The organism is Azospirillum sp. B506, from assembly GCF_000333595.1.
Taxonomy (GTDB): Bacteria; Pseudomonadota; Alphaproteobacteria; order Azospirillales; family Azospirillaceae; genus Azospirillum.
The window spans coordinates 1-3,681 of record NZ_BADK01000451.1; the positions used below are offsets into that span (position 1 = coordinate 1).

2 protein-coding genes and 1 pseudogene are annotated in these 3,681 nt (G+C 70.1%); all 3 read left to right on the plus strand.

The window, feature by feature from the left end; genetic code table 11:
- Positions 1-897 (plus strand): annotated as a pseudogene (locus I71_RS13705) (hypothetical protein); the annotation flags it as partial.
- Positions 898-1,037: 140 nt separating this feature from the next.
- On the plus strand, positions 1,038-1,673 hold the full coding sequence (locus I71_RS13710; protein ID WP_042695416.1) for a LysE family translocator: 636 nt from the start codon (positions 1,038-1,040) through the stop codon (positions 1,671-1,673).
- 340 nt (positions 1,674-2,013) lie between these two features.
- Positions 2,014-3,681 (plus strand): bifunctional diguanylate cyclase/phosphodiesterase (locus tag I71_RS13715; RefSeq protein ID WP_244433821.1); only part of this gene is annotated, 1,668 nt, incomplete at its 3' end.

Genomic DNA, 3,681 nt, shown 5'->3' on the forward strand with positions numbered 1-3,681 from the left:
ATCCGCGCAGCCCTTGAGGACGAGCTGGCCGCGCGCTACCGCGCCGCGGGTGAACCATCGGCGAAGTCCGCCCTCCAGGAGGTCGCGTCCCGAAACGGGACCGGCGATACGCCGGCCCGGGGCGGGACCGGCGATACGCCGGCCCGGGGCATGATCGGTCTTGCCGGCAGCCTGCATGCGGCACGCCTGTCCGGCCGGCCGGCCACCCCCGCCTTCGAGGCGCAGCACTTCCTTCAGAACCATCCGCTGGCCGCCCTGCCGGTCCTGACCGGACAGCGCCTGTTCCACAACGGCATCAACGTGCAGCGGATGACCTTCTACGACGACCCCGACGGGCGCGCTTCCTTCCGCGGGTTCCTGCGCCATCACCGCGCGCAGGGCTGGGCGCTGCACGGCCAGTCCGGCTTCGCCGTCGCCATCAGCCCCGAACGCAACGGGCGCCGGATCGTCATCGTCGCCGATATTCCCGGGGCCGGCGACGCCGGGCGGGCCGCCGCCTGGGACTGGATGGCACGCGAAGGGCTGACGCCCTCCATCGTCATCCATCGCGGCCACAGCTATCACGAGGACGCCACCATGACGGAGATCGCTCCGGGCACGGCGCTGGTCTTCTGGGGGTCCTGCGGCGGTCACACCCGGTTGCGCGCCACGCTGGAACGCGCCCCCGACGCGCTGGTGCTGGCGACGCAGAACATCGGCGTGTCGACCGTCAACGAGGCCCTGCTGGGCATCATGGAGGAGCGGCTGCTGACCGACGGCGCCATCGACTGGAACGCCGTGTGGAAGGAAGCGCGCAGCCGCATCCGCGACCGCCGCTTCGCCTCCTACAAGCGGCCCGACCAGGATTCGGCGAACCTGGCCTTCCGCGCCTGGCAGGTCCAGACGGCGTCGCACTGACCCCGAGCAGAAAGCCACGCCTTGAAGCATGGCTGTGTTTCGCCGGCGCCGCTTGCGGTGGAACCGGGCGCATGCTGCTGTGGTGTGGCCGATTGTCGCTCCTCCTCCCCGGCCTCCCCCTGGTTCCGAGGTTTCCAGCCATGACGTGGCAGACGCTCGCCTTCTTCTTCGCCACCGCCTTCGTGATCTCGATGACTCCGGGGCCGAACATGTTGCTGGCCATGAGTCTCGGCCTGCGATTCGGCGCCCGCCGCGCCGCCTGGGGCGGGGCCGGCATGTGCGCGGCGCTGGCGGTGATGGCGGCGCTGTCGGCCTTCGGGCTGGGCGCCCTGCTCTCCACCTCCGTCCTCGCCTTCGAGATCGTGCGCTGGGCCGGTGTCGCCTATCTGACCTGGCTCGGCATCGCCGCCTGGCGGGCACCGGTGGAGCAGCCGGGCGAGCGCGATGCCGCCGCATCCGCATCGGGCGAGGGCACGCCCGTCCGCCTGTTCCTGCGCGGCGCGCTCGTCGCCTTCAGCAACCCGAAGGCGCTGGTCTTCATGGGCGCGCTGTTCCCGCAATTCATCGACGCCGCCGCTCCGCTGGCGCCGCAGCTGGTGGCGCTGGTCGCCACCATGGTGGTGATCGAGTTCGGCTGGATCATGGCCTATGCCACCGGCGGCGACCGTCTCGCGGCCAAGCTGACCACCGTGTCGGCGGCCCGGTCGCTGAACCGTCTGACCGGCGGCCTGATGATCGGCGCCGGCGGCCTGCTGGCCCTCGCCCGCCGGGTCTGATCCGCCCCCCATCCTCCCGGAAAAAGAAAAGGGCCGCGCAAATGCGCGGCCCTGTAGTTTAGGGAGGAAACGCCCCGAGAATGGGCAGGGGCAGAATATGCTGCGGCGCACACGAAGTGGTATTACCAATGCTGAATGGTAGCCATGCGCCCCAGGAATGCCCCCATGCGACAATATGCATTGTCAGCAATAGAGCACAGCCTCGGTTACAAAAATTTAACAGAACCGCCGCGCCGCGGTCATTGGTCGCCCCACTAATGCATCGGTTCGCCGTCCTTGCCAAAAGGCTTACTCCTTAGCGAAGATGGTGTTGCGAAACATCCGGCCGAGGAACGGTGCGATGGCGATCCCAGTCCTGCGCAGCCTGACGCTGAAGCAGGCGATTCATGCGGTTCTCGCCGCCTTCGTCATCGGTTTGACCATCACCGCGGCTGAATTCGCCTGGACCGCGATGCGCGAGCGGACCCTGGTGCTGGTGCAGATGGAGGATGTCGTCACACTGGTGGAGGGGCCGGCCGCCAATGCCGCCTGGGCGATCGATGCGGAGCTGGCCGGACAGGTGTTGCGGGGAATGGTCCGCGCCAACGCCGCCTGGGCCGAGATCCGCTTCCGCGACGGCTCCCTGCTGGCCCGCCGCGAACGTCCGGACACCAAGCCGGCCGGCCTGCTGGGCCAAGCGGTGACCGCGCTGCTGTTCCGCGACCGGCCGGTGGTGACGCGCGATCTGCTGCCCCCGCCCGGCGCCGCGGCGGTGGCGGGCGTGACGGACGAGATCCCGGTTGCATCCCTCGTCGTCGGCATCGACACCGGCCGGGCCGCGGCCGGCTTCCTCGCCTATGTCTCGGCGGAGCTGGTGGCGGGAACCCTGCGCAACCTGCTGATCGGGCTGGCGATGACGGTGGTGTTCCACCGGCTGCTGACCCGCCCGCTGCTGCAGATCGGCCGGGCGGTGGCACGGATCGACCCGGAAAGGCCCTATGGCGAGCCGCTGGCCGTGCCGCGCGGCCATGCCGACGACGAGCTGGGCTTCGTCATCGCCCGCTTCAACCACACCCTGACCCTGCTGGAGCGCGAACATGACGAGCTGCGGCGGCTGGCGACGCGCTGTCCGCTGACCGGGCTGGCGAACCGGGCGCTGCTGCTCGACCGGCTCGACCATGCCATCGAACTGTCCAATCGCGCGCGCGAACCGGGAGGCGGCCGGCTGGCGGTGCTGTATGTCGATCTCGACCGGTTCAAACGGATCAACGACAGCCTGGGTCATGGGGTCGGCGATCTGCTGCTCTGCCGGGTGGCGGAGCGGCTGGGCGCCGCCGTGCGCCGATGCGACACCGTCGGCCGGCTGGGCGGCGACGAGTTCCTGGTGGTGCTGGAGCGCGTCGCCGACCGGGACGAGGCGGCGACGGTGGCGCAGCGGCTGCTGGACGGCCTGTCCTCGCTGCGCGAGGTGGGGGACCATCGCGTCCACATCACCGCCAGCGTCGGCATCGCCATCCATCCGGCCGACACACATGGCGAGGAGCCCGACAGCACCGGCCTGATGCGGATGGCCGATTCGGCGATGCAGGCGGCCAAGACAGCCGGGGGCGACCGCTTCGTCTTCTACACCCGCGACATGACCGACCGTGCGGAAACCCGCCTGCGCCTGGAATCCGGCCTGCGCGAGGCGGTGGCGGCGAAAGCCTTCGAGCTGGTCTACCAGCCGAAGATCGATGCGGCGGGCGGCCGGCTGACCGGTTTCGAGGCGCTGATCCGCTGGCGGCACGAGGGGGCGGCGATCTCCCCCGTCGACTTCATCCCGGTCGCCGAGGACACCGGCCTGATCATCGAAATCCGCCCACTGGTGCTGGAGGAAGCCTGCCGCACCGCGACCCGCTGGGCGCTCGACCACGGCCCGGTCCCGGTTGCGGTCAACGTCTCCGCCCGCCAGCTCGCCGAACCCGGGTTTCGCCCAGCAGGTCGAACAAGTCCTGCAATGCCACGGCACTCCGGCCGACCTGTTGGAGCT

Bases quoted from the DNA above. Each gene is read 5' to 3' on its own strand.
- I71_RS13710 (WP_042695416.1), top strand. From the start codon at position 1,038: ATGACGTGGCAGACGCTCGCCTTCTTCTTCGCCACCGCCTTCGTGATC.